Here is a 25,740-nt window from a genome sequence, read left to right as displayed (position 1 = left end):
GTTTTCGTAAGCATCTTGAGTCGGGTCAATACCCGATGTTGCGCATGACTTTCGCAAGAAACCCGTTCCCCAAGAGCCACAAAGAAGGTAGGACACCGTGAACCCGGTTATCAAAAAATTTCAGTTCGGTCAGTCGACCGTTACTCTAGAGACTGGCCGTATCGCCCGTCAGGCCTCCGGCGCAGTATTGGTCACCGTTGACGACGACGTCAGCGTGTTGGTGACTGTTGTCGGCTCCAAGCAAGCTGATCCAGGCAAGGGCTTCTTCCCTCTGTCTGTTCACTACCAAGAAAAAACCTACGCCGCGGGTAAAATCCCAGGCGGTTTCTTCAAACGTGAAGGTCGCCCTTCCGAGAAAGAAACCCTGACGTCGCGTCTGATCGACCGTCCGATCCGTCCGCTGTTCCCAGAAGGTTTCATGAACGAAGTGCAGGTTGTCTGCACCGTTCTGTCCACCAGCAAGAAAACCGATCCGGACGTCGCTGCGATGATCGGTACTTCGGCAGCCCTGGCTATCTCCGGTATTCCTTTTGATGGTCCGATCGGCGCTGCCCGCGTTGCTTACCACGAAAGCACCGGCTACCTGCTGAACCCGACTTACGAGCAACTGGCTGCTTCGAGCCTGGACATGGTCGTTGCCGGTACTTCGGAAGCCGTATTGATGGTTGAATCGGAAGCCAAAGAGCTGACCGAAGACCAGATGCTGGGCGCAGTACTGTTTGCCCACGACGAATTCCAGGTAGTGATCCAGGCTGTCAAAGAGCTGGCTGCCGAAGCTGCAAAACCAACGTGGGACTGGGCTGCTGCCCCGGAAGCTACCGCACTGCTGGGCGCTATCCGTGCCGAGTTCGGCGAAGCGATCTCCCAGGCTTACACCATCACCGTCAAGGCAGACCGTTACGCACGTCTGGGCGAGTTGAAGGATCAGGTTGTAGCCAAGCTGTCCGGTGAAGAAGGCCAGCCTTCTGCCAGCGAAGTCAAAGCTGCTTTCGGCGAAATCGAATACCGCACCGTTCGCGAAAACATCGTAAACGGCAAGCCGCGTATCGATGGCCGTGACACCAAGACTGTTCGTCCTCTGAACATCGAAGTAGGTGTTCTGCCGAAGACCCACGGTTCTGCTCTGTTCACCCGTGGTGAAACTCAGGCTCTGGTTGTTGCAACGCTGGGTACTGCCCGTGACGCACAACTGCTGGACACCCTGGAAGGCGAGAAAAAAGACCCGTTCATGCTGCACTACAACTTCCCTCCGTTCTCGGTAGGTGAGTGTGGTCGTATGGGTGGCGCCGGTCGTCGCGAAATCGGTCACGGCCGTCTGGCCCGCCGTTCGGTTCAGGCCATGCTGCCTGCTGCCGACGTGTTCCCGTACACCATCCGTGTTGTATCGGAAATCACCGAATCCAACGGTTCCAGCTCGATGGCATCGGTGTGTGGTGCTTCCCTGGCACTGATGGACGCTGGTGTTCCGATGAAGGCACCGGTTGCCGGTATCGCCATGGGTCTGGTTAAAGAAGGCGAGAAATTCGCTGTCCTGACCGACATCCTGGGTGACGAAGATCACTTGGGCGACATGGACTTCAAAGTAGCCGGTACCGCCAAAGGTGTTACCGCGCTGCAGATGGACATCAAGATCAAGGGCATCACCGAAGAAATCATGGAGATCGCACTGGGCCAAGCTCTGGACGCTCGCCTGAACATCTTGGGTCAGATGAACCAGATCATTGCCGTATCGCGCAACGAACTGTCGGCCAACGCTCCGACCATGATTGCGATGAAGATCGACACCGACAAAATCCGTGATGTCATCGGTAAAGGCGGCGCGACCATCCGTGCAATCTGTGAAGAAACCAAAGCTTCGATCGATATCGAAGACGACGGTTCGATCAAGATCTTCGGCGAAACCAAAGAAGCTGCAGAAGCAGCGCGTCAGCGCGTTCTGGGCATCACCGCTGAAGCCGAGATCGGCAAGATCTACGTGGGCAAGGTTGAGCGTATCGTCGACTTCGGCGCATTCGTAAACATCCTGCCTGGCAAGGACGGCCTGGTTCACATCTCCATGCTGAGCGACGCTCGCGTTGAGAAAGTGACTGACATTCTTAAAGAAGGTCAGGAAGTTGAAGTACTGGTACTGGACGTGGATAACCGCGGCCGTATCAAGCTGTCCATCAAGGACGTAGCTGCTGCCAAGGCATCGGAAGCGTAATAGCCCCCGATACCCGCGTTACAAAAAAGGATCCTTCGGGATCCTTTTTTTATGGGCGACGAAAAGTCAGCGCCAATGGGCGATAGGCCATGAGTGGAAACCCGCAACTTGCATGCAAATTTGCAGGGCGTCATGCATTCTGCACGATCGCCATTGTGGAGATAAATCGTAAGCCATTGATTTATAAGGATTAATTTATCTTAAAAAGTTGGCACAGGCCCTGCAATAGTAGAGATAACCCTGCTGCCATAAGACGGCGCAGATTTTAAAGAAGACAGGAGTTACTCGTATGAAGAAGTTCGCTATCGCTGCTGCAACTGCCACCGCTCTGACCCTGACCATGGCCAACGCTGCATTTGCTGCTCAAGCGACTACACAGGCACCGATGGTCGTCGCTGCTGGCGAAGTAACTAAAGCCAAGGAAGCCACTTCTGACACCTGGATCACCACCAAAGTGAAAGCTGACCTGGTGACTGAAAAAGGCATTCCGGGCACCGATATCAAAGTTGAGACAAACAAAGGTGTTGTTTCCCTTTCCTCGATGGTCCCAGTGACCGAAGCTCAAAAAGACATCGCTGTTGCCATCACCAAAAAGATCAAAGGCGTTAAAGCTGTCTCGGCTGATGGCCTGAAAGCCGAATAAACACCCCTCATTTCGTAGAACCGGGGGAAACAAAGCCGCAGCGGGTGATTTGAGCAGTACGCCCGCAGGCTTTGAAACAAGGTTCATGCGACGGCCATATGGATGTGGCCATTACAGCCCTCGGCGCTTGCGTCGGGGGCTGTTCTATTTCTGCTGAATATGTAGTCGCTGACGAGGCACGAGGCTGCGATGGGGTGCGTAGCAGCCCCGACCTTGTGGTGGTGCCCTTAATCGCAGCCTCTTGCCTCGTCAGCGACTACAGGTTTTGCCGGCACGCTTACTCGCTATCCAGATGCAGAGGCGAAATCACCCGGCCATCACTCTCTGCTTCACCCAACGTGGCATCGATAAAGTACACGCGCTCATCAGCCAACTGGCCTTTGTCCACCAGGAAGTCCTTGATGCTGCTTGCGCGGTCCTGGCCGAGTTGACGCAACAGCACTTCGCTTTTGCTCCAGAAGTCGATCAATGCATCGGTCATTTTGGCCGCGCGCTCGTCACGGCTCAGGTCTTTCCATTCTGCAGGCGGCTGCTGTTTGAGACGGGTGCGGTAGATGCCTTCGAGCAACGGTCCTTTCTCATCATCCGGCACGGTCAGCAAACCCGCCTTGGCCGGGACTTTGTCACCACGGCGCTGGAGGATCTTGTAGTAGTTGTACTGGAACTCGCGCTCAAGACGTTCTTTCGCAATGAAAGGGCCATCACTGCTCTGTGCTGCAGTCCCTTCGATCTCCAGGCGCAAGGCGGGGCGTTCTTTCAACGCCTGGGCCAGGGTGGTCAGCGCTTTTTGCGCCTCAGGGCTCAGCTCGCTTGATCCTGGCGCGAATGAAACCGTGCCCAGGTCTTCGGCGCCGCCACCATTGATCAGGCCGCCAATGAACTTGAAGGGGGCTTGGGCGGCACGCAGCACCAGATTGCGCACGGTCTGCCAGATAATGGGCATCACACTGAATTGCGGGTTGTTAAGGTCGCCGCTGATCGGCAGCTCGATGGAGATCTTGCCGTCCGTGTCTTTGAGCAAAGCAATTGCCAGTTTGATCGGCAGATCAACCGCATCGGGGCTGTCGACTTTCTCCCCGAGCTGCAATTGCTCGACCACCAGTTTGTTCTCGGCCTTGAGCTGACCCTTGGTGATCATGTAGTGCAGATCAAGGTTCAGCCGACCCTTGCGGATACGGTAGCCGGCAAATTTGCCGGAGTAGGGCGTCAATGTCGTCAGTTCGACACGCTTGAAGCTGGTGGCGATATCCAGGCTTGCCATCGGGTCAAACGGGTTGACGCTGCCCTTGATGGTCACCGGGGCATAACGGTCGACCTTACCCGCTATATTCACCGGGGCGGGCTTGGCATTGCGGCTATCGATGGTGCCGATCTGTCCGTTGAGCTGTTGAACGGCTGTCTGGAAGTTGGGTGTCAGGCTGAAGTCGGCGAAGTTGGCCGAGCCGTCGTTGATCGCAATCGCGCCTATGTGAATGCCCAGCGGCTTGTCCTTGCTGGCGGTGCTCTTGGCGGTGCTGCCTGCGGGTTGGGGGATCAGCAGGTCATCAATATTGGTGGTGCGGTCGTCGTTGATCATGAAGCGCACGTACGGCTTCTCGAAGTTGACCCTGGTCACCGACAAGCTATCGCCGTGCTGGTATTTCACGTCCTCCAGCACCAGTTTTTGCCACTTGAGGAAGTCGCGGTCTTTGAGTGTGTCCAGCGTGTGCAGTTGATCGACCTGTGCACGGCCCTCTACGGTAAAGGCCAGTGGCTCGGTGCTTTTGAGATCGACCGCCAGGTCGCTGCCGAGCATGGCGCTGCGCAGTTCAAGTCGTATGAACGGATCGATGTAGGCCTGGGCGATACGCAGGTCGATGTCCTTGGTTGTAACCTTGAGCCTGGCACTCACCGGGCTCAGGTTGACGTCGCCACTGGCGTCAAGCTTGCCTTGCTTGCCCACACCGGTATCCAGTTTGAGGGTGAAGGGCGAGCGGTTCAGGCTGTCGAAGTTCTGCAGGTTCAAGTTAAGCGGACCGATATCCAGCGCTACCGGGGTTTTGGGCTCTTTATCGGCGAGGTGTACGCGATAGTCGCGTAATTCAACATCCTTAAGCAGCACTTCCCACGGCTTGCCCGGTGCTACGGGTGCTGATTTTGGTGCTTCAACCGTGACGACTTGTTCTTTTTTGGACGGTGCCTTTGTGGCTGGAGTGGCAAACAGTTTTTGCCAATCAAGCTGGCCATCCTTCTCGCGGGTGGCCCAGGTTTCGAGGTTGCGGCTGTTGATCTTGCCGACGACGACTTGCTGCTTGGCCAGATCCACGCGGGTGTCACTGACATCCAGGCGCTCCAGTCGTACCAGGGGGCGCCCGTCTGGAGCGTTGATCTTGAACGGAGCAATGCTGGCCGAGGCATTGGTCAGCACCATCTCGGTTTCTTTGGACAGGTTCAGGCTGTAATCGGTGCTGAAATTCAGCACGCCATCTTCCAGTACCAGTGGCAGGGCATCGCGTACATAAGGCCACCAGACCTTCATCTGGCCATCGGTAACTTTCAGTTTGCCGGTGGAGGCTATAGGCACCAGGCTTAACGTGCCGCTCCAGTCAATACGCCCGCCCGCCGGGCCGACAGCCACCAGGGTCATGTCGGCGTTGTCATCGGGCAGGGTGCTGAGGTTTTTCAGCTCCAGGTCCATTGAGTCGTACAAAAATTCAATGGGTTCGCCGGGACGCATATCGGTGAAGTGCAGGTAGCCGTCAGCCAGCTTGATGCTGTCGAGGCGCACAGGGAACGGTTTGCTGTCGGGTTCGCTCGGGGCAGGTTCGCTGGCCGGCAACTTGAACAGTTGGGTCAGATTGAGTGAGCCATCCTTGTTGAACAGCACCTCGGTCTTGGGCTTGTCCAGTTGGACTTCAGCCAGGTGCAACGCTTTTGTCCACAGGCTATCGAGCTGAAGATTGACGTACAGCCGTTCAAAACCGATCTGTTCCTTGCCTGGTTCGCCGGTCCTGAACCCCCACAGTGTCAGCTCCAGGCTGAAAGGGTTGAATTCCAGCCGGTCGAGTTTGGCGGGCACCGTGGCGTAGTTGGCAAGCTGCTGGTTGATGATGCGCAGGCCAATGCCCGGCAAAATCAGGAAGCCAAGCACGCTGTACAGCGCGATAGCAATCAGCACGGTGCCGATGGCGCGGATCAATCCTTTGAGCATGTAGGGCGTCGTCTATAGCAGTCGGAGTGCCTTTGAGTATGGCACGCGTTTCTGGTTCCGAGACGAACGCTGTACTCAGAGGATGTTTTAAAACTGAAGGATCAAGGTTTTCAACGGTGGCTGCTGATCCTGGGACGGGAAGTCACTGGCCGGGGTCAATACTTGCCAGTCGCGAACCGGGCGGCCTGCCTTCTCGGCACAGCGCAAAACCTGTTCGCGCCAGTCGTCCATGCTGACCTTCGCCAGGTTGTTGCAACAAATCAGCACGCCGTCCGGGGCGGTAGTCAACACCGCAGGCTTGAGCAGGCTTTGGTAATCGCGCAGCAGATCGACTGTGCCGAATGCGCTTTTGGCCCATGCAGGGGGGTCAAGCAACACCAGATCATATTCACGTTGATCCAGTCGCGGGTAGGCGGGCAGCTTGTGGCGGCGTTGAATAATCGGCAAGCCGGCCAGTTGGCGGATGGCTGCAAAATAGTCGGACTGCACGAACTTCATCTTGGGCAATTGAGGGTTCAGCAGGCCGTTTTCCCGGCCCACCGCGAGGTTACCCTCGGCGAAATCGAGATTGCAGACTTCACGGGCGCCACCCGCAGCCGCACTCAGGCCCACGCCGCAAGTGTAGGAGAAGAGGTTGAGTACGCTTTTGCCGGCACTGTGTTGTTTGACCCAGCCGCGAGCGTTGCGCAGGTCGAGAAACAACAGAGGGTCTTGCCCGGCATGGCGCCCGCGCACGCGGTACTTCAGCCCCCATTCGTGGCCGACGGTGTCTTCGAGTGCGGCATCTTCAGCGCGGTACACGGTATCTTCGCGATCAATGCGTGAATTGCCCTGGGAGCGGTCGTTGTAAACCAGCAACAGGTCGAGGCCCAAGTGACGATTGATCGCGTCATGCAGTTGCAGCAAATCATCGCGCTCAAGACGCTGATGAAAGCTTTGCACCAGCAGTTGCGGGCCGTAGCGGTCGATGGTCAGTCCGCCAGCGCCTTCCTGGCTGCCGTGGAACAGGCGATAGCAGTCAGTGCCCTGAGCATGCAGCTCGGCCAACAGGTCGTGACGGTTATCGAGGGCGGCGCGCAGCGCCTGATTCAAGGAAGACATGCCATGCGCCTTGGGGGATAGATAAGGCGCGGCAGTTTAGCAGAATAGGGTGTACGAAACTTCAGTGTGGAAGCGGGCTTGCTCACGATCGTATCCGCGCGGCTTGACCGACAGACCGAGTAGTCTGCATCGCGAGCAAGCCCGCTCCCACAGGGTGTGCGGTTACTCCCGCTCGATCGCCAGCGCCACGCCCTGGCCACCGCCAATGCACAGGGTTGCCAGGCCTTTTTTCCCGTCGCGCTTGATCATTTCGTGGAGCAGGGTGACGAGGATACGGCAGCCCGACGCTCCAATCGGGTGGCCAATGGCAATAGCCCCTCCGTTGACGTTGACCTTGCTCGCGTCCCAGTTCAACTCTTTGCCCACTGCCAGCGCTTGTGCCGCGAACGCTTCGTTGGCTTCGATCAGGTCCAGTTGCTCAAGGCTCCAGCCTGCCTTGCTCAGGCAGCGCTGAGTGGCGCTCACAGGACCGATACCCATGATGGCCGGGTCTACGCCAGCGTTGGCGTAGGCGGCAATCCTGGCCAGCACCGGCAAGCCAAGGGCTTTGGCCTTGGTGGCACTCATCAGCATCACTGCGGCTGCGCCGTCATTGAGTGAGGATGCATTACCCGCGGTCACGGAGCCGTCCTTCTTGAAGGCTGGACGAAGCTTGGCCAACGACTCGGCAGTGGTGCCTGCGCGAGGCTGTTCGTCGGTGGCGAAAGCGATCGGATCGCCTTTGCGCTGCGGGATCAGGATGGGGGTGATCTCATCGACAAAGCGCCCGGCTTCAATAGCTGCCGTGGCTTTTTGTTGCGAGGCGGCGGCAAAGGCGTCTTGCGCTTCACGGCTGATGTCGTACTTATCCACAAGGTTCTCTGCAGTGATACCCATGTGGTAGTCGTTGAACGCATCCCACAGGCCATCGCTGATCATGGTGTCGACGATCTGGCCGTGGCCCATGCGCAGGCCGGTGCGGGCACCGGGCATGATGTAGTTGGACAGGCTCATGTTTTCCTGTCCGCCGGCAATGATCACCTCTGCATCGCCGCAACGAATCGCCTGGGCGGCCAGGTGCAGGGCCTTGAGCCCCGAGCCGCAGACTTTGTTGAGGGTCAAGGCAGGAACCGCGAAGGGTAGCCCGGCCTTGATTGCAGCCTGGCGAGCAGGGTTTTGCCCGGCCCCGGCGGTCAGTACCTGGCCCATGATCACTTCGTCGACCTGAGTGCCATCCAGCCCGGTTTGCACCAGTAACTGGCGGATGACCGCAGCGCCCAGTTCCACGGCGGGTACATGGGCCAGGGAGCCTTGAAAACTGCCAACGGCAGTGCGGGTAGCGGCAACGATTACGACATCTTGCATTGCTAGAGTCCTCTTTATTCTTGGAGTGTTGTGCTCGGAGTCAGGCGGGCATGGTGGCATGAAATTCACCCATGGGTGTAGTCGCTGCCGCAGGCTACGATTGCATCGGTACAGTCCGTCAGATTGGTCGTTGCAGTTGTATCGCAGCCTGCGTTCCTCGGCAGCGACTACAGGCTTTTGTTGCTCAGCCCCATGCGCCGCCGTGCTCGTTGCACGGAGCCATTGCGCACGGCCCAGCGAAGGATCGGCGCCGTACTGTTCACTTCGGCCCGCACCAGCTTGCGAATCAGAGGACGCTGGTGCAGTCCCAGTTGATCGCTGGCCCAGTCAGGCAGCAAATCAATCCCGGCCTTCATCATCAGCGCGCCAAAGGGTTTGGCCAGCAGGCTGGGGGAGGGAGCATTGAGCAGCAGGCGAATCACCTCGTGGCTACGCTCATCACACAGCAATTGTGGACGGATTGCCTCGAGGTAGTCGGTCACTTGCTGGCGTGAGCGCGGAACGTTTGTAGCGCCCAGGCGTTCAGCGATCATGGCTATTTCGTCGTAGTAACGATCCTGATCTGCACCGGATAAATGGGGGTTGCGATAGCGCAAGTGGGCGGCGAGGAAATTGCTGACCTCTGCCACATGCACCCAAGTCAACAATTCGGGGTCGCTGGCGGCATAGGGGCGACCATCGAGGCCGGTGCCGGTGACTTGCAGGTGGATGGTACGCACCTTGTCGATCAGCCAGTTGGCATCACCGGTGGCACCGAAAGTGGTTCCAGAAATGAACTGCCCGGTGCGGCGTAACCGACCCAGCATGTCCTGACGAAAATTGGAGTGGTCCCACACCCCGGCCAGGGCCAGTGGGTGCAAGGCTTGCAGCATCAAGGCGCTGATGCCGCCAATCAGCATGCTGGTGAAATCACCATGTACCTGCCAACTGATGGAGTCCGGGCCAAACAGGCCGGGATCGCCCTTGGGGTTTTCGAGGTCGAGCTGGCCGAGGGAGAGCCCGGTCAGGCTCATGATCTGGCGTTCGATGGGGCGGCGGATAAGTTCCATGATGCCTTTCTCGATGGTGCCAGCCAGTCGGTGAAGACTGGCTGGCTATCAATCAACCGCGATGGCGACCGCGGAAGTAGTTGATCAGACCTTGGGTCGAAGCATCGTCGGCCGGCTCTTCCTGGCTGCCGACCAGGCGGTTGTAAACGCCCTTGCCCAGTTCCTTGCCCAGCTCGACACCCCATTGGTCGAAGGCGTTGATGCCCCAGATCACGCTTTGCACAAAGACCTTGTGCTCGTACAGCGCAACCAGCGCGCCCAGACGACGCGGGCTGATGCGTTCAACCACCAGGGTATTGCTCGGACGGTTGCCTGGAATCACCTTGTGCGGTGCGAGTTTTTGCACCTCTTCTTCGGCCATGCCTTTGTCGCGCAATTCAGTTTCGGCTTCTTCGCGGGTTTTACCCAGCATCAGAGCCTGGCTTTGCGACAGGCAGTTGGCATACAGCCACTGATGGTGATCGGCCACAGGGTTGAAACTGACGATCGGCACGATGAAATCGGCCGGGATCAGCTGGGTGCCCTGATGCAGTAACTGGTGATACGCATGCTGACCGTTGCAGCCTACGCCGCCCCAGATGACAGGACCCGTGTCGGTGGACACCGGAGTGCCGTCCTGGCGCACGCTTTTGCCGTTGGACTCCATGTCCAGCTGTTGCAAGTGTTTGGTGATGTTGCGCAGGTAGTGGTCGTACGGCAGGATCGCGTGGCTTTGTGCGCCCCAGAAATTGCCATACCAGACACCCAGTGCGGCCATCAGCACAGGCATGTTCTGTTCAAACGGAGCGGTCTGGAAGTGCTGGTCCATGGTGTAGGCACCGGACAGAAGCTCCTTGAAGTTGGACATGCCGATTGCCAGGGCAATTGGCAAGCCGATGGCCGACCACAGCGAGTAACGCCCGCCGACCCAGTCCCACATCGGGAAGATGTTCTCTTCGCGAATACCGAAGGCCACAGCGGCCGCGTTGTTGCTCGATACGGCGATAAAGTGGCGATGCAGCTCTGCTTCCGAACCGCCCTGGGCCAGGTACCAGGCCCGGGCAGCCTGAGCGTTTTTCAGGGTTTCGAGGGTGTTGAAGGATTTGGACGAAACGATAAACAGCGTGGTTTCGGCGCGCAATTTGGCGGTCAGTTCATGGAATTCACTGCCGTCGATATTTGCCAGGTAGTGGCAACGCACCCCTTTTTGGGCGTAGGACAACAGCGCTTCAGAGACCAGCTCGGGGCCCAGGAAAGAGCCACCAATGCCAATGTTGACGATATCGGTGATCGGTTTTTCGGTGTAACCACGCCACAGACCGTCGTGAATCCTGCCGACCAGCTCGGTCATCTGGTTCAGGACTTTATGCACCTCGGGCATGATGTTCACGCCGTTCACCGACAGTTTGTCGGCAACCGGGCGGCGCAGCGCGGTGTGCAAGGCTGGACGGCCTTCAGAGGCGTTGACGATTTCGCCACCAAACAGCGACTTGATCGCGCCTTTGAGATCGACCTCGTTGGCGAGATTGACCAACAGGTCGCGGGTCTCGTTGGTGATCAGGTTTTTCGAGTAGTCCAGAAACAGCCCGCAGCTGCTCAGGGTGAATTCTTCAAAACGTTTGGGGTTGCTGTTAAACGCGTCGCGCATGCTGAAATTTTGCATGTCAGCGCGGTGGAGTTTCAACGCTTGCCAAGCGGGCAGAGCGGTAACGTCATGAGGGGTGCGGTAGTACGCCATCGCTGCGGATATCCTTTTTGCTTGAACTGCCTTTGGACACTGAAAACGCCTGCACCTTTTTATTATCGAGGTGCCCGGTCGGTCTGATTCTGCACGTCAGCTAGAAGCAGGGCGATTACAGTACCTCTCTCGCCTGCTTCTGTCTTGGCTTTGTCTGACAACAAACGGTAACTTTTGTCACCGCTGTGTCACACGAGCTGAATCGTTTCAGTGTTTCTTTATGGAGTGCGGGTCATTCCGCGGGTCCGCGCAGTCGGCTCTGTCAGAGCGCGCTGTCGAGGTTTAAGTGCACGTTGTCGATTAAACGGGTGGCACCCATAAAAGCCGCGACCAAAATCACCAGGTCACGATCAGTGGCCGTGGCCGGGAGCAAAGTCTGGCCGTGACGCACTTCCAGGTAGTCGGGGCGAAAGCCGATGGCTTCGATCTGCGCCAGATGCTGGCTGACCAATGCCGGGTAATCGCGCTCACCAGCTTCAATGGCGTGAGCCATCTCGCTCAAATGACGGTACAGCGCAGGTGCCAGGGCACGCTGCTCTTCGCTCAGGTAACCATTTCGCGAAGACAGGGCCAGGCCATCTTCGGCGCGTACGGTCGGTTCACTGATGATCTGGATCGGAAAGTTGAGGTCGTTGACCATTGCACGAATGACTGCCAGCTGCTGGTAGTCCTTTTGGCCAAAGATCGCCAGATCAGGCTGAACCATATTGAACAGTTTGCTGACCACCGTGGTCACGCCATCGAAATGCCCCGGGCGACGGCTGCCGCACAGTTCATTGCTCAACTTGGCGGCAGTAACACGGGTCAGGCCCTCCATGCCGTTGGGGTACATTTCCTCGACGGTTGGGGCAAACAGCAAATGGCAACCTGCCTGCAGGAGTCTTTCCTGATCGGCCGCCAGAGTGCGCGGATAGGTGGCGAGGTCTTCGTTGGCACCAAACTGCAGCGGGTTTACAAAAATGCTGGCCACTACAAAGTCAGCCTGTTGCGCGGCGGTGGTAACCAGGGCGCCATGACCGCTGTGCAGATTGCCCATGGTCGGAACCAGGGCTATTTGTTTGCCTTCGCGGCGTGCACGGGCGATAACGGCGCGCAATTCGCGAACGGTTTTAACTGTGTTCATGCAGAGAACCCGTGTTCGGTAGCAGGAAAGCTGACGGCTTTGACTTCAGTGACGTAGGCACTCAGGGCGGACTGGATGTCAGGCTGGCCGGTCATGAAATTCTTCACAAACTTGGGCACACGACCCGTCAGCGACAGGCCGAGCATGTCGTGCAGCACCAGGACCTGTCCGTCTGTGTCACTGCCGGCACCAATGCCGATCACCGGGATTTTCACTGCGTGGGTGATTTCTGCCGCCAGTTCGCTCGGTACGCACTCAAGCAGCAGCATGGCTGCGCCTGCTTGCTCCAGGGCAATGGCGTCGGCACGCATCTGGCGCGCCTGGTTTTCGTTGCGTCCCTGAACTTTGTAACCGCCCAGTACGTTCACCGTCTGCGGGGTCAGACCCATGTGCGCGCACACAGGGATACCTCGTTCGGTCATGGCGCGAATCGATTCGGCGAGCCACACGGCGCCTTCGACTTTGACCATGTGCGCGCCGGCTTTCATCAGCAGCGCGCTGTTGTTCAGGCTTTGTTCCAGGGTCGCATTCGCCATGAAGGCCATGTCTGCGAGAATCAGGGCGTCCTGGTTACCGCGTTTGACGCAAGCCACGTGGTAAGCCATGTCGGCGGTCGTCACAGGCAATGTGCTGTCATGCCCTTGTAGAACCATGCCCAGGGAGTCGCCTACCAGTAACACTTCAACACCGGCCTGATTGCAGGCATGGGCAAAGGTGGCGTCATAGCACGTCAGCATGGTGATTTTTTCACCTTTTTGCTTAAGGCTTTGCAGGGTGGTCAGGGTAATAGCTGGCATGAAAAGGATCCTCGTCAGGCAGTGTGATAACCACTGCGAGTAACGCGTGTGATTCATCGTTATGAACAGGCACACCTTTATAGAGGGCGCTTATAAAGCCTGCTTTTCACATTGCGCCATCCAGCGGATGGCAGCGGGATGCCTATAGTCGTGACGAGCTCACAGGAAGTCAATTCCGGGTGTTACCGCAAAGGTGTTACCCGGTTATTGATTCGTTTCAGCTTAAGCGGTGATGCGCTCAAGCCCGATGAATGGGCAGTCGGCCAGCAATTGCGACAGGCTACGGCCATCGGCGAGTTTCAGGGATGCTGGCGCCACTTCAGCCAGGGGGTAGAGCACAAAAGGTCGGGCGTGCATGTGGTAGTGGGGGACTTTGAGGCGGGGTTCGTCGATCAGGCGATCGCCAAACAGCAAAATGTCGAGATCCAGGGTGCGTGGGCCCCAGCGTTCGTGGCGTTCGCGACCTTGATCTAGCTCGATGGCTTGCAGTGCGTCGAGCAGGTCCAGAGGTGGCAGCGTGCTGTCGATGGCGGCCACGGCATTGGTGTAGCGCGGCTGACCGGGTAGCAATGAATCGCTTTGATAGAACGCCGACACCCCGACGAGTCGGGAGTCAGGCAATTGCGCCAGTGCCTGGACGGCACTGCGCAATTGCTCTTCAGGGGCGGCCAAGTTGCTGCCCATTCCAATGTAGACGCGCTCCATCGCTTACTCGTCCGCTGCGGCGCTGCGTTTGCGCTTGGCACCGCTGGTGCGGCGACGTTTACGCGGTGCAGGCCCGGTGCCGTCATCCTTGGCGTTGCTCAGGTCACGAATCATGTCGCGGCGACCGCTGTCATTGGCGTCCTGATAGTCCGTCCACCACTCGCCCAGGCCATTGGTCTGCTCGCCTGCGCTTTCACGCAGCAGCAAGAAGTCGTAGCCGGCACGGAAGCGCGGGTTGTCGAGCAACATGTCGGCACGTTTGCCGCTGCGCCGTGGCAGGCGCTCCTGCATGTCCCAGATCTCGCGAATCGGCATGGTGAAACGCTTGGGAATGGCAATGCGCTGGCACTGTTCGGCGATCAGTTCGTGCGCGGCTTCCTGCATGGCAGGAATGGGCGGCATGCCTTGATCTTGCAGACGCAGTACACGGGCCGGCAGGGCAGGCCAGAGCAGGGCAGCAAACAGGAAGGCCGGAGTTACCGGTTTGCCCTGTTTGATCCGCAGATCGGTGTTGCGCAAGGCTTCGCTGATCAGGGTGTGGGTGTATGTCGGATTGTGTTCCAGTGCTTCGGCGCTGGCCGGGAACAGTGGGTCGAACAACTCGAGGTCAACCAGCATTTCGAAGGTGTCTGAAGCGTTACCCGAGAGGAACAGCTTGAGGACTTCTTCGAACAACCGTGCCGAGGGGATTTCGCGCAGCATGGGGGCCAGTTCGCGAATCGGCTCGGCGGTGTGTTTTTCGATGCCAAAGTTGAGCTTGGCGGCAAAACGCACTGCGCGCAGCATGCGCACCGGATCCTCCTGGTAGCGCTGTTGCGGGTCACCAATCAGGCGCAGCAAGCGGTTACGTATGTCGTGTACGCCATTGGCGTAGTCGAGGATGCGTTCGCTGACCGGGTCGTAGTACAGGGCGTTGATCGTGAAGTCACGACGCTGGGCGTCTTCTTCAAGGGTGCCGTAAACGTTGTCGCGCAAGATGCGCCCGCTCTCGTTACGTGAGGACTGGTTGCTGTCTTCCTCTTCGTCGTTTTGCGGGTGATTGGCACGGAAGGTTGCGACTTCAATGATTTCGCGACCAAAGTGGATATGCACCAGTTTGAAACGTCGACCGATGATTCGCGCATTGCGAAACTCGGCGCGCACTTGTTCAGGCGTGGCGCTGGTAGCGACGTCAAAGTCTTTTGGCGTGATGTTGAGCAGCATGTCGCGTACGCAACCGCCTACCAGATAGGCCTGGTAACCGGCGTTCTGCAGGCGCTCGACGATGTTGACCGCGTAGCGGCTGAACTGGGCACGTTGCAGCGAGTGTTGGCTGCTGTTGAGCACTTCAGGGGTGCTGCGCAGTTGTTGCGTACGACGCTTGGGGGAACGGAATGACTGGAACAGCTTCTTCAGCATGGGATGCACTGTTTGAAGGAATGTTCGGCCAAAACGAAGAATGACCGCATGATGGGCGGGGATTCTAGCATTTAGTCAGGGGATGGTGTAGGACGCTGAGTCGCTCTTGTGAGCGAAGCTGCAGGTAACAGGCAAAAATAGCTGCGAGAACGTTGAGGTAGAGCCGTGGGAGTTTTTTCTGAATCGCAGCAAGCACAAGGGGAGCCAAAGCTCCCCCAGAATGAATTGCATGCTCTATTTTTATTATTGATTGCGGGCTTTTTGTTTTTGTTAATCGCCCTGGTTACAGAGGTCTTGCCTGAGTAACCCTCCCAATCGGGAGATAAGAGCAAACGGATTGCTTTGGTCGCTGTGTTGATGTGATCCATGATCCAACTAGTTCAGGCTCTGCTTTAAGTGCAGTTTTTGTTGTTCTCTGCCTAGTCGTGGGGCAAGCCCCATTTACAACGCCTCTCCAAAACAATCAGTTAGCTGCGCCTCCGCCGTGTTGTTCTTGTTATGCGTGAGCCGATACGTCTTATTTTTATTGTGTGTTGCTGTGATTCTTATTGTTCTTGTACGAATACATATAGCAGGGGTCGTGCCAACTTTTGCACGGGCCAGCAAAATAAGGGTTTTTAAGTGTTTTTGCTTTTTTCAGGGCAAAAAAAAGCCGGGTCATCGTTACCTTAAGACCCGGCTTTTGTTACGTGATTTGACTGAGGTAACAGTTTTTTTACATTTAAACGTGTTACCTAGCCCTCGCTTGGCACGCCGGTTTTGCGCCGAGGAATGCCCAGGCGTTGGCGCCGCTCCCACAAGCACTTGCGGCTGACCCCCAGTTTGCGGGCCAGTTCTGTCTCGGTCATGTGGTCCTGATGCTCAAGCACGAAGTGCTGGAAGTAGTCTTCCAGTGACAGATCTTCGGTCGGATCAAGGCTGGTGTTACCGTTGACGATGCTCTGCTGCGGGGCCAGGCCGATAAAATCATCGTCTTGCAGATCGCTCAGCTCAATATCGATACCCAGCAGTTCAGCCGAAATTTCCGGGCTTTCACACAGGATCACCGCTCGCTCTACTGCGTTTTCCAGTTCACGCACGTTACCCGGCCAGGAGTAATGACTGATTGCCCGCTCGGCATCGGGGGCGAATTTCAGGTCAGTGCGGCCAATGCGGGCACTTTGGCGTGCAAGAAAAGCGTTGGCGATTTCGTTCACGTCAGCGCCACGCTCGCGCAATGCGGGCAGCTTGAGTGCGATGACGTGCAGGCGGTAGTACAAGTCTTCGCGGAACTGACCGACCTTGGCCAGGCTTTTCAGGTCGCGGTGCGTCGCGGCAATCAGGCGTACATCGACCTTTTGCGACTGCACGGAACCTACGCGGCGAATCTCGCCCTCTTGCAGCACGCGAAGCAGACGGGCTTGGGCCTCAAGCGGCAGTTCGCCGATTTCATCAAGGAACAGTGTTCCGCCGTCGGCCGCTTCAACCAGGCCTGCACGGCCAGCGCTGGCGCCGGTAAACGCGCCTTTTTCGTGGCCGAACAGTTCGGACTCGATCAGAGATTCAGGAATGGCTGCGCAGTTCACCGAAATCATCGGTGCCTTGGCACGCCGGGAAAGATTGTGCAGGGCGCGTGCAACCAGCTCTTTGCCGGTACCGGATTCACCCTGGATCAAGACATTGGAATCGGTTGGCGCGACTTTGCGGATCTTGCTGTACATGTCCAGCATGGGTGGGCAGGAGCCGATGATGCCGATTTCACCGTTGCTGTTATCCACAGCACTTTTGTCGCTGACACCCGGTTTGGCAGGGCGCTCGACAGGTGCGCTCTGGACGTTTTGCCGGTCACGCAGAATACGCGCCACCGCTTGCAGCATTTCATCGTGATCAAAGGGTTTGGCGATGTAGTCGACAGCGCCCATTTTCATCGAGTCAACAGCCGAGCGCAGGCTGGCATAGCTGGTCATGATCAGCACCGGCTTGCCTTGGCCGAGCTTGATCAGCTCGGTGCCCGGAGCGCCTGGCAGGCGCAGGTCGCTGACAATCAAGTCGAACGAGGGGATGCTGAAACGCTCCTGTGCTTCTTGCACCGAGCCGGCCTCGCTGACCTGGTACTGGTTACGCTCCAGTAAACGGCGTAACGCGGAGCGGATGATGGTTTCATCTTCGACGATCAAAATATGCGGCATTGATTCGGTTCTCTCGACGGTCTCAGTTCACAGCGGACGTCGCTTCGACATGACGCGGTAGTGTCACCCGGATACGGGTTCCGCGTTGGCTGTGAATGTCAGCCGGGCTGTCGATGGTGATTTGTCCATAATGCTCTTCAACGATGGAATAGACCAGTGCAAGGCCCAGACCGGTGCCTTCGCCAGGGTCCTTGGTGGTGAAAAACGGTTCGAACAATCGATCCATGATGTTCTTGGGGATGCCTGTGCCTTCGTCTTCCACGATGAGGTCGACGGTGTGCTCGCTGGCTTCGCTCTTGACCCTCACTGCACTCCCGGCCGGTGAGGCGTCACGGGCGTTGGAGAGCAGGTTGATCAATACTTGGGCGAGTCGTTGCGGGTCTCCGTCGACCCAATGATCAGGGTCGCAGAGGTTATAGAACTGCACCTCGAAATTGCGTCGGTTCAGGGCCAGCAGGCCAATGGCATCCTGTGCCACTTCGGCCAGACAGACGGGCTCGTCATTGTGCTGGTGGCTGCCGGCATGGGCGAAGCTCATCAAGGACTGGACGATGCGCGAGATACGTTTGGTCTGTTCAAGAATCTGGCTGCTGATTTCAGTCAGCTCGCTGTCGTCTTCGCGTTCCTCGCGCAGGTTTTGCGCCAGGCAGGCGATCCCGGTGACAGGGTTGCCGATTTCGTGAGCGACACCCGCCGCCAGGCGTCCGATGCTGGCCAGTCGCTCGGAATGCACCAGCTTGTCTTCGAGCATCTGGGTTTCTGTAAGGTCTTCGACCAGTAACACCAGGCCGCTGTTTCCTGGGGCCAGAGGTTCATCGATCGCGGCTTTGTGCAGGTTGAGCCAGCGAGTCTGGCCATCCAGGGCCAGGTGCTGCTTGTGCAAGTGTTCGTCAGGCAGGTCGATAAAGCCTTGCAACAACTCTCGCCACGGATCTCCCAGGGTGCTAAGGCGCGAACCCACCACACGCTGGGCCGGGATACCGGTCAACTCTTCCATGGCCTTGTTCCACATCAGGATCTCTTGATCCTTGGCCAGCGAACAAACGCCCATGGGCAGCTCTTGCAAGGTTTGGCGGTGATAACGGCGCAAGGCGTCGAGTTCGGCTGCCAGCCCCGTCAGGCGTGAGTGGTAGTCCTCAAGCCGGCTTTCAATGAAGTGGATGTCTTCGGTGACGTAGTTTTCGCCGCCCGACTTGTAGGGCAAAAAGGTTTCGACCATGTCCTGGGCAACGCTGGGGCCCATCAAGCCTGAAAGGTTGGCTTCGATACGGTCGCGCAAACGGCGCAAGGCGTAGGGGCGGCGCTCGTCGAACGGTAAGAACAGGTCACGCAGTGCTTGCTCGACTTCTTTTTGTGCCGCCTTGGCGCCCAACGGTTTGGCCAGCTGGGTGGCGAATTCTTGCGGTGAGGCGGCGTGCAGCTCGCGCCGTTGTGGACGGCGTACGTTGTCGACGGCGCAAGCTTCGGCGGCACTGGCCTCTTCGGGGCTGGCATTGGTGAACAGCGAAATCAGGGTGAACATCAGGACGTTGGCTGCCAGTGAGGCGATTGCCGCCATGTGCCAGCTGGTGTCGTCCAGCACATAGATCATGTTCAGCCACGGGATGTAGAACCCCTGGAAGTTGCCGATCAGCGGGAACAGCATGCTCGCCATCCACACCAGAATCCCTGCCAGCAATCCGGCAATAAAGCCGCGTCGGTTGGCGGTCGGCCAGTACAGTACCGAGAGCACGCCCGGCAGGAACTGCAAGGTCGCGACGAATGCGACGATACCGAGGTTGGCCAGATCCTGTTCGGCGCCCAGCAGCAGGTAAAAGCCATAGCCAGCCATGATGATGGCTACGATCAGTGCCCGGCGGGTCCACTTCAGCCAGCGGTAGATGTTGCCCTCGGCGGGTGGCTGATAAAGCGGCAGCACCAGATGGTTCAGGGCCATGCCGGACAGTGCCAGGGTGGTGACGATAATCAGCCCGCTAGAGGCAGACAATCCGCCGACATAGGCCAGCAACGCAAGGGGTTTGCTGTTGGCGGCGATGCCGATACCGAGGGTGAAGTACTCGGGATTGGTGGTGGCGCCCAGCTTGAGGCCAGCCCATAGAATCAGCGGCACGGCCAGGCTCATCAGCAGCAGGAACAGCGGCAGGCCCCAGCTGGCGCTGACCAGTCCGCGCGGGTTGAGGTTCTCGGTGAAGGTCATGTGATACATGTGCGGCATCACGATGGCCGAGGCGAAAAACACCAGTAGCAAGGTACGCCACGGGCCTTCTTGCAATGGCGTGTGCAGAGCGGCGAGGGCGGTCTGGTTTTGCAGCAGCCAGACTTCAAGCTGTTGCGGGCCGTCGAACACACCATAAAGCGCGTAGAGGCCCACCCCGCCAATGGCGATCAGTTTGATTACCGACTCAAAGGCGATCGCGAAGACCAAACCTTCGTGTTTTTCACGGGTGGCGATGTGCCGCGAGCCGAAGAAGATCGTAAACAGGGTAATCAGCGCACAGAAGCTCAGGGCGACGCGGTGTTGCACGGGTTCGCGTGTGAGGATGCTGATGGAGTCGGCCACGGCCTGGATCTGCAGGGCCAGCAGCGGTAACACGCCTATGAGCATGAAAATCGTGGTCAGCGCACCGGCCCATGTGCTGCGAAAACGGAAAGCGAACAAGTCAGCCAGGGATGAAAGCTGATAAGTGCGGGTAATTTTCAGGATGGGGTAGAGCAGCACGGGCGCCAGCAAAAAGGCCCCGGAAACCCCCAGGTAGCTGGATAGAAATCCATAGCCGTATTCGTAGGCCAGGCCCACGGTGCCGTAAAACGCCCAGGCACTGGCATAGACGCCCAGCGACAGTGTGTAGGTCAGCGGGTGGCGAATGATTGCGCGCGGGATCATGCCGCGTTCACTGATCCAGGCCACACCAAACAGTACCCCCAGGTAGGCGGCGCTGATCAGGATCATCTGGGTCAGGCTAAAGCTCATCGGCATCTTTTTGGCTCTGAAGAATAAAGGTCACAACGATCAGAATCAGCCAGAGCAGATAGGGCCTGTACCAGGCACCTGTTGCATCGATCCACCAATCCATGATGGCGGGAGAAAACAGGTAGATCCCGACAACCAGCAACAGGACCAATCGATAGATATACATCCCGCCCTCACTTTTACAGGCCGCATGCCCAAAAACGTGCGGCGATGGTAACGGATGGCTGGCAACCTGCAAGGGTTGTCAGCGTAATTGCGCTTCGGGGAGGGTCAGTGTGCGCGGGATTTTGGCTGCGCTCCAGTGAACGATGCCCCAATCCAGGACTTCACGCGGGGTGGCGTCGTTCAAGCATTCGTCAGGCGTCTGACCCAGGGCGCGCAAGGCGCGAAGCAGCAATGGTGTTGCCTGCTCGGGTGTCAGGGGCGGCGAGCGGTACGATTTGCCGAGCTTGTGGCCATCGGGCTGCACGATCAGCGGCACATGCAGGTAGCGCGGTTGTGACAAGCCCAGCAGCTCCTGCAGGTAGAGCTGGCGCGGTGTGGAGTCCAGCAGGTCGGCGCCACGCACGATATCAGTCACACCCTGGGCGGCGTCATCGAGCACCACGGCCAGTTGGTAGGCATACAGGCCGTCCCGGCGCCGAATCACAAAGTCCCCCACATCCCGTCCCAGATGCTGACCAAACAAGCCCTGAACCCGATCCTCAAAACGGTATTCGAGCTCGGGGACGCGTATGCGGATAGCGGCGTTTTCCATCGAGTGGCCCGCATTGCGGCACAGCCCCGGATAAATGCCGTTATAGCCTTCAAGCTGTTTGCGCGAACAGGTGCAGGCGTAAGCCAGGCCCATGCTGAACAGTCGGTTCAGCACTTGGGCGTATGCCTCGTGACGGTCGCTTTGGCGAACCAGCTCGCCGTCCCATTCAAAACCGTAGCGTTCAAGGGCATCCAGAATGGCGGCTTGTGCACCGGGCATTTCGCGGGGAGGGTCGAGGTCTTCCATGCGCAGCAGCCAGCGGCCACCCACAGAGCGGGCATCCAGATAAGAAGCGAGGGCGGCGACCAGCGAGCCAAAGTGCAGGTGGCCACTGGGCGTTGGGGCGAAGCGCCCGATGTAGGAGGGAGCAGTCATGGACGTGGGCCGGTTTTGTGTGGGAGCGGGCGTGCTCGCGATGGGGCTACCCGGTTTAGAGCGATTGGCGCGGTGATGCTATCGCGAGCAAGCCCGCTCCCACGCAGGACACAGAAAGTCCAAAAACAAAAATGGGGCGTTCGCACGCCCCATTCAGTCAAGCCAGCGATTACTTGCCGACTTGTTTTTCCTTGATTTCAGCCAAGGTCTTGCAGTCTACGCACATGTCGGCAGTAGGACGGGCCTCGAGTCGACGAATACCGATCTCGACACCACAGGATTCGCACCAGCCGTATTCCTCGTCTTCGATCAGTTGGAGAGTCTTGTCGATTTTCTTGATCAGCTTGCGCTCGCGATCGCGGGCGCGCAGTTCCAGGCTGAACTCTTCTTCCTGGCTAGCGCGGTCGGATGGGTCAGGAAAGTTTGCCGCTTCGTCTTTCATGTGATCAACGGTGCGGTCGACTTCCTGCATCAAGTCCTGTTTCCACTTTTGCAGAATCTTGGTGAAGTGCTTGCGCATGGGCTCGCCCATGTACTCTTCGCCCTTCTTTTCAACGTAGGGTTCGAAGCCGCTAAGTTGAGTATTCTGTTGCTTGGTTTGTGTGGGCATGAAATGGACCGCCTCTCATTCTTCTAATCCATTGCGCAGGATTGCAACATCACCGACACCTGCCGGCCCTGCGGCTGCAAGCGGGCGAACTTACCAGATCAAATCGGGCTGCGCTACTCCCGCATGTCTAGCCCGTTGTCAGTGGTTGTGTACAGAGCCTGTGGTGCTTGAGATTAGTACCTGAATATTAATTTTAGTCGAGCTATGACCAAAGGCTGGGTTGTTTGGTTCTATAGGCCGCTTGCCTAAGACAGTAATTAGCTCTCCCTTGTGGCACTGCTTGGGTAGAATCAGGCTTTTGCTTACCCAGGAAGGCAGGCTCATGGCTCAGTCTTACAGTGCGCGCAGCCGCGCAATCGAACCGTTCCACGTGATGGCGTTGTTGGCGCGTGCCAACGAGCTTCAGGCTGCGGGGCACGATGTGATTCACCTGGAAATCGGGGAGCCGGATTTCACCACGGCTGAGCCGATCATTGCCGCGGGGCAGGCCGCCCTGGCTGCCGGAAAAACCCGCTACACCGCAGCACGTGGTCTGCCGGAGCTGCGCGAGGCGATCTCCGGGTTCTATCAGCAGCGTTATGGATTGAACATCGATCCTTCACGGATACTTGTCACTCCAGGTGGTTCTGGCGCCTTGTTGCTTGCATCCAGCCTGCTGGTCGATCCCGGAAAACACTGGCTGCTTGCAGATCCTGGCTACCCCTGTAATCGACATTTCCTACGTCTGGTAGAGGGAGCCGCGCAATTGGTGCCGGTTGGCCCGGAGGTGCGCTACCAACTGACGGCGGATCTGGTCGAGCGCTACTGGAATCAAGACAGTGTAGGTGCGCTGGTGGCATCCCCGGCCAACCCTACCGGTACGATCTTGAACCGTGATGAGCTGGCGGCACTGTCTACGGCGATCAAGGCCCGCAACGGGCATCTGGTGGTGGATGAGATTTACCATGGCCTGACCTATGGCTGCGATGCGACGAGCGTGCTTGAAGTCGATGACAGCGCGTTTGTGCTCAATAGCTTTTCCAAGTATTTCGGCATGACCGGGTGGCGTTTGGGCTGGCTGGTGGCACCGCCTGAAGCCGTGGCTGATCTGGAGAAGCTCGCGCAGAACCTCTATATCAGCGCGCCAAGCATGGCTCAATACGCAGCCCTGGCCTGTTTTGAACCGCAGACACTGGCCATTCTGGAAGAGCGTCGGGCCGAATTCGGGCGGCGTCGTGACTTTCTGTTGCCGGCCTTGCGTGAGCTTGGCTTTGGTATTGCGGTAGAGCCAGAGGGTGCGTTTTACCTGTACGCCGATATCAGCGCGTTTGGCGGCGATGCGTTTGCATTTTGCCAGCACTTTCTTGAAACCCAGCACATAGCCTTTACGCCGGGCCTGGATTTTGGGCGCTTCAAGTCAGGGCACCACGTACGGTTTGCCTACACTCAAAGTTTGCCGCGCCTGCAGGAGGCCGTTGAGCGGATCGCCCTTGGTCTCAAGAGCTGGAAAGGCTGATGCGTTTTTCACCTGAACTGGAAGAAGGGCGGCTGATCAAGCGCTACAAGCGCTTCCTGGCGGATATCGAAACCACCACTGGCGAGTTGATGACCATCCACTGCCCGAATACGGGCTCCATGCTCAATTGCATGGTCGAAGGTGGTCAGGTCTGGTTCAGCCGCTCCAATGATCCCAAGCGCAAATTGCCGGGCACTTGGGAAATCAGCCAAACCCCGCAAGGGCGGTTGGCGTGCGTGAATACCGCGCGAGCCAATCACTTGATCGAGGAGGCGTTGTTGGCAGGGGTGATTACTGAGCTTGATGGCTTCACTGCACTCAAGCGTGAAGTCCCTTACGGCCAGGAAAAAAGCCGGATTGATTTCCGTCTGGAATACCCCCAAGGCTTTGCCTTTGTAGAGGTCAAGAGTGTGACCCTGGGTTTTGACGACTCTCGTGTCGCTGCATTTCCGGATGCTGTTACGCAGCGTGGTGCCAAGCATCTGCGCGAGCTTGCCACCCTGGCGCGTGAAGGGGTGCGTGCCGTTCAGCTGTATTGCGTCAACCTTACGGGTATCGACGCGGTGCGTCCGGCCCAGGAGATCGACCCCGGTTACGCGGCAGCGTTGCGCGAGGCGGTCGCAGCCGGAGTGCAAGTGCTGGCGTATGGCGTAAGCCTGACGCCTGATGGAGTGGTGGTTGATCGCCGACTAGACGTCATCCTCTGACACTTGTGGCGTAATCCAGATCCCTTGACTGTCTTCACGGCAGTCAAGGGCTGTCAGAAACTGCCCGGCGCAAGGCCCGGCAACGCATTCACCGCTTTCGATCAGAAACAGTGCCGAGTGAGTCGCGCACTGGATCAGGCTGGCGCTTGAGTCGAGAAACTGATCCGGTTGCCATTCCAGTGTTACCCCGCGATGGGGGCAGCGGTTTTTGTAGGCATATACCTGGCCTTCACGACGAATGACGAGCAGGCTCAGCTCATCCAGCTCGAAGCCACGGCTGGCGCCTTCGCTTAGTGCCTGTGAGGGGCATAAAAACTTCATGGCAATCCTTAATAGCAGCCAAACGGCTGTGTGGTTGACGTGTTTCAGCGTGGGTTAAGAGGTTGACGTGCAAATGCAAACAATTATCAAATGGCGGCTTGCTCTGCGATGTGCTGTTTTCACGGCGTGACAATCCCCTTGTCCCGTTGAGCCCTCTTTTTCAAGGAATGCCCCTGTATGCGCCTGAGTACCCGCCTGATTTCGCTCTGTGCAGGCCTTATGATCAGTCATGCCAGCCTGGCTGGCGAGTTGCCACAACGCTGGGTCAGCGCGGGTGGAGCGCTTTCGGAGTGGGTAAGCGCGCTGGGCGCGGAGTCTAAATTGGTTGGGGTCGATACCACCAGCCAACATCCTGAATCACTCAAGTCGCTGCCCAGCATCGGTTATCAGCGCCAGCTTTCGGCAGAAGGGATCCTGAGCCTGAAACCGGATGTCCTGATCGGCACTGACGAGATGGGACCGCCGCCGGTTTTGGCGCAGATTCGCGGTGCAGGTGTCCCGGTAGAGATGTTTTCGGCCAAGGCCGATCTTGCAAGCCTTGAAGCCACCTTGAAGCATTTGGGGCGACTGCTGGGTAACGAGGCGCAAGCGGGGCAACTGTTCAATGACTACCAGCAACAACTTGTTCGTCATCAGCAGCAGGTAAAGGCGGCACAAGCCGATCACAAGAAGCCTGGGGTGCTGTTGTTATTGGGGCACGCGGGGGGCAAGCCGCTGATTGCCGGCAAGGATACGGCGGCAGACTGGCTGCTGACTCAAGCTGGCGGACATAACCTGGCCACCCACACCGGCTACAAGCCGTTTTCTGTGGAGGCGCTGGCAGGGCTCAATCCTGAAGTTTTGGTGTTTGCGGATCGCAGTTTGACAGGTGAGGCGGCTCGCACGGCACTGTTCAAGGAAAACCCGGTATTGGCGTCTATCCGTGCGGCTAAAAATGGCCGCGTGTACGAGCTGGACCCAACACTGCTGGTGGGTGGACTGGGGCCACGATTGCCAGCCAGCTTGAAGCAACTGACAGCAGACTTTTATCCCGCGGCCCCGGCTAACCCATGAGGACCCTGGTTAA

The 25,740-nt window shown here is 58.0% G+C and carries 20 protein-coding genes; 5 read left to right on the top strand and 15 right to left on the bottom strand.

Features of this window, described 5'->3' with window-relative positions:
* Nucleotides 1–97 precede the first annotated feature (97 nt).
* Together pnp and V6P94_RS23835 are read left to right on the top strand one after the other, a co-directional pair.
* Nucleotides 98–2,203, top strand: coding sequence for a polyribonucleotide nucleotidyltransferase (gene pnp / locus V6P94_RS23840; protein ID WP_133078299.1), 2,106 nt, complete (start codon nt 98–100; stop codon nt 2,201–2,203).
* 289 nt (nt 2,204–2,492) lie between these two features.
* Nucleotides 2,493–2,846 carry a BON domain-containing protein gene (locus tag V6P94_RS23835; protein WP_219262441.1) on the top strand — a complete coding sequence of 118 codons (354 nt, stop codon included), beginning with the start codon at nt 2,493–2,495 and terminating at the stop codon, nt 2,844–2,846.
* Between the two features lie 277 nt (nt 2,847–3,123).
* On the opposite strand, the gene V6P94_RS23830 is transcribed toward V6P94_RS23835, so the two are convergent.
* The 14 genes from V6P94_RS23830 to dksA form a co-directional block, all read right to left on the bottom strand.
* On the bottom strand, nt 3,124–6,036 hold the full coding sequence (locus V6P94_RS23830; RefSeq protein WP_338648820.1) for a DUF748 domain-containing protein: 2,913 nt from the start codon (nt 6,034–6,036) through the stop codon (nt 3,124–3,126).
* Nucleotides 6,037–6,123: 87 nt separating this feature from the next.
* The gene (locus V6P94_RS23825) at nt 6,124–7,137 is read right to left on the bottom strand and encodes a class I SAM-dependent rRNA methyltransferase (protein ID WP_133078297.1); all 1,014 of its coding nucleotides are present in this window, start codon (nt 7,135–7,137) and stop codon (nt 6,124–6,126) included.
* A 162-nt stretch (nt 7,138–7,299) separates the two neighbouring features.
* The gene (locus V6P94_RS23820) at nt 7,300–8,481 is read right to left on the bottom strand and encodes an acetyl-CoA C-acetyltransferase (RefSeq protein WP_219262443.1); all 1,182 of its coding nucleotides are present in this window, start codon (nt 8,479–8,481) and stop codon (nt 7,300–7,302) included.
* Between the two features lie 167 nt (nt 8,482–8,648).
* Nucleotides 8,649–9,530, bottom strand: coding sequence for an oxygenase MpaB family protein (locus tag V6P94_RS23815; RefSeq protein ID WP_219262444.1), 882 nt, complete (start codon nt 9,528–9,530; stop codon nt 8,649–8,651).
* Nucleotides 9,531–9,582: 52 nt separating this feature from the next.
* Nucleotides 9,583–11,247: a glucose-6-phosphate isomerase gene (gene pgi / locus V6P94_RS23810; RefSeq protein ID WP_133078294.1), complete on the bottom strand. Its 1,665-nt coding sequence runs from the start codon at nt 11,245–11,247 to the stop codon at nt 9,583–9,585.
* Nucleotides 11,248–11,509: 262 nt separating this feature from the next.
* Nucleotides 11,510–12,370: a pantoate--beta-alanine ligase gene (panC, locus tag V6P94_RS23805; protein WP_133078293.1), complete on the bottom strand. Its 861-nt coding sequence runs from the start codon at nt 12,368–12,370 to the stop codon at nt 11,510–11,512.
* A complete protein-coding gene (gene panB / locus V6P94_RS23800; RefSeq protein WP_133078292.1) occupies nt 12,367–13,167 on the bottom strand; it encodes a 3-methyl-2-oxobutanoate hydroxymethyltransferase in 801 nt (266 codons plus the stop codon). Before panB ends, panC begins: the two co-directional genes overlap by 4 nt.
* Nucleotides 13,168–13,389: 222 nt before the next feature.
* Nucleotides 13,390–13,872, bottom strand: a complete 483-nt coding sequence (folK, locus tag V6P94_RS23795) for a 2-amino-4-hydroxy-6-hydroxymethyldihydropteridine diphosphokinase (protein WP_133078291.1) — start codon at nt 13,870–13,872, stop codon at nt 13,390–13,392.
* A 3-nt stretch (nt 13,873–13,875) separates the two neighbouring features.
* Nucleotides 13,876–15,270, bottom strand: a complete 1,395-nt coding sequence (locus tag V6P94_RS23790; protein WP_133078290.1) for a polynucleotide adenylyltransferase PcnB — start codon at nt 15,268–15,270, stop codon at nt 13,876–13,878.
* 734 nt (nt 15,271–16,004) lie between these two features.
* Nucleotides 16,005–17,438, bottom strand: coding sequence for a sigma-54 dependent transcriptional regulator (locus tag V6P94_RS23785; protein ID WP_133078288.1), 1,434 nt, complete (start codon nt 17,436–17,438; stop codon nt 16,005–16,007).
* Between the two features lie 22 nt (nt 17,439–17,460).
* Nucleotides 17,461–20,415 carry a sensor histidine kinase gene (locus V6P94_RS23780; RefSeq protein WP_219262445.1) on the bottom strand — a complete coding sequence of 985 codons (2,955 nt, stop codon included), beginning with the start codon at nt 20,413–20,415 and terminating at the stop codon, nt 17,461–17,463.
* Nucleotides 20,399–20,575 (bottom strand): hypothetical protein, encoded by a 177-nt coding sequence (locus V6P94_RS23775; RefSeq protein ID WP_003176118.1) that lies wholly within the window; start codon nt 20,573–20,575, stop codon nt 20,399–20,401. Before V6P94_RS23775 ends, V6P94_RS23780 begins: the two co-directional genes overlap by 17 nt.
* Before the next feature lie 78 nt (nt 20,576–20,653).
* Nucleotides 20,654–21,541, bottom strand: coding sequence for a tRNA glutamyl-Q(34) synthetase GluQRS (gene gluQRS, locus V6P94_RS23770; protein ID WP_326397337.1), 888 nt, complete (start codon nt 21,539–21,541; stop codon nt 20,654–20,656).
* A 169-nt stretch (nt 21,542–21,710) separates the two neighbouring features.
* Nucleotides 21,711–22,151, bottom strand: coding sequence for an RNA polymerase-binding protein DksA (gene dksA / locus V6P94_RS23765; RefSeq protein WP_133078285.1), 441 nt, complete (start codon nt 22,149–22,151; stop codon nt 21,711–21,713).
* A 322-nt stretch (nt 22,152–22,473) separates the two neighbouring features.
* Between dksA and V6P94_RS23760 the strand changes: the two genes are divergently transcribed.
* Together V6P94_RS23760 and sfsA are read left to right on the top strand one after the other, a co-directional pair.
* Entirely contained in the window at nt 22,474–23,646 is a 1,173-nt protein-coding gene (locus V6P94_RS23760) for a pyridoxal phosphate-dependent aminotransferase (RefSeq protein ID WP_133078284.1), read from the top strand.
* Nucleotides 23,646–24,353: a DNA/RNA nuclease SfsA gene (sfsA, locus tag V6P94_RS23755; RefSeq protein WP_133078283.1), complete on the top strand. Its 708-nt coding sequence runs from the start codon at nt 23,646–23,648 to the stop codon at nt 24,351–24,353. Before V6P94_RS23760 ends, sfsA begins: the two co-directional genes overlap by 1 nt.
* On the opposite strand, the gene V6P94_RS23750 is transcribed toward sfsA, so the two are convergent.
* Nucleotides 24,336–24,674 carry a Rieske (2Fe-2S) protein gene (locus V6P94_RS23750; protein WP_133078282.1) on the bottom strand — a complete coding sequence of 113 codons (339 nt, stop codon included), beginning with the start codon at nt 24,672–24,674 and terminating at the stop codon, nt 24,336–24,338. The two genes, sfsA and V6P94_RS23750, sit on opposite strands and share 18 nt — an antisense overlap.
* 177 nt (nt 24,675–24,851) lie before the next feature.
* Here V6P94_RS23750 and V6P94_RS23745 point away from each other — a divergent pair, with 177 nt between their 5' ends.
* Nucleotides 24,852–25,727, top strand: coding sequence for a hemin ABC transporter substrate-binding protein (locus V6P94_RS23745; protein ID WP_133078281.1), 876 nt, complete (start codon nt 24,852–24,854; stop codon nt 25,725–25,727).
* Nucleotides 25,728–25,740: the final 13 nt, after the last annotated feature.

The sequence above is a fragment of the Pseudomonas sp. ML2-2023-3 genome, from assembly GCF_037055275.1.
GTDB lineage: Bacteria > Pseudomonadota > Gammaproteobacteria > Pseudomonadales > Pseudomonadaceae > Aquipseudomonas.
The sequence above is the reverse complement of the archived record's forward strand: the minus strand, read 5'-3'. Positions and strand labels throughout refer to the sequence as shown.